This window comes from Ferroplasma sp. Type II, from assembly GCF_000496155.1.
On the sequence record NZ_KI542770.1, the window covers coordinates 9,522 to 10,699 of the forward strand.

General features: G+C 38.5%; 2 protein-coding genes. One reads left to right on the forward strand and one right to left on the reverse strand.

Features of this window, described 5'->3' with window-relative positions; translation table 11 throughout:
• Positions 1 to 493: DUF3427 domain-containing protein (locus tag AMDU4_RS10855; protein ID WP_290705105.1), on the forward strand; the 493-nt coding region annotated here is incomplete at its 5' end.
• A 224-nt stretch (positions 494 to 717) separates the two neighbouring features.
• Here AMDU4_RS10855 and AMDU4_RS10860 read toward each other — a convergent pair.
• A complete protein-coding gene (locus tag AMDU4_RS10860) occupies positions 718 to 1,131 on the reverse strand; it encodes a transposase (protein ID WP_290705111.1) in 414 nt (137 codons plus the stop codon).
• Positions 1,132 to 1,178: the final 47 nt, after the last annotated feature.

The window sequence follows — 1,178 nt, forward strand, 5'->3', positions numbered from 1 at the left end:
TGAAGAGGCGCTTCCTGGGGGACATACGCTTCCTTTGAAACTTTATAGTTCTTATTCAAAAAACCAGGTACTTGCAGCAATGGGAATTGAAAACCCGATATCGGTACGTGAAGGAGTAAAGTATATTCCACAAAAGCATATGGATATACTCTTTGTAACTCTGAATAAGTCAGAAAAATACTATTCTTCCACAACTATGTACAATGATTACGCTATTGACAGCGAACTGTTCCACTGGGAGACACAGAGTACAGTTTCCCCCCACTCACCAACGGCAGAAAGGTATTTTCATTCACAAGATAATAGAAATACAGTTTTACTATTTATAAGAGAGTTCAGGGAAAACCTTTTGGGTGCCTCACCGTATATATTTCTTGGCAGGGTGAGGCATAAAAGCCACAGTGGAAGCAATCCTGTAAGTATAATCTGGGAAATGGAAAAACCAATACCGAAGAGATATCTTGAAATAACAAATAATATGCTTCCTGCATAATTTCTTATAGTTTCATCTAATATATTCAAGTATTCAATTATAACTATATACCCGAACGCTTTAATGCTAAATTACTGCCCACGCTTAATTGGGCTCCTACTTAAGAGTTTAAGTGTTCTATAAGGATATTTCTGGCTCTTCATACTTGACTTTCGAGAAGAGGTTGACGGGCAATCTCATGCAGAAGTCCTTTTACACGGATTGGCCTGCCAATTCTTCAAAAATTATGTTGGTACGGAACTTAATATCTTTCCCGGATAGGGTATCTTCATCTTATCAAGTATCTTCCTTGCGTTTTCCGATTCAGACCTTAGAGTAATTATGCCATCTGCAGTCCTGACAGGTATTGCCTTCAGTTCTGACAACATGTCTGAGATTACGGATACTGTCATCTCATTATTCATGGATTTCTCGAAAAGCCTTGCAATGAGCAGGGAAAGGACACAGATAAAAACATGGGCTTCAATCCTCTCTTCTTTTCTGTGGTTTACCGGCCTGATATCAAGGAATGATTTAATGGTTCTAAATGATCTTTCGATCCTCCACAGATCCTTGTATCCCTTAACAATATCCCCTATGGGAAGATCTGTATCCGTTACAATCATGAAACGGCCTGCAAGCCTCTTCTTCTCATCAATTCTTTTTGCATTTAACTCAGTTCAATTTGATTTGGTATATGGTTTGA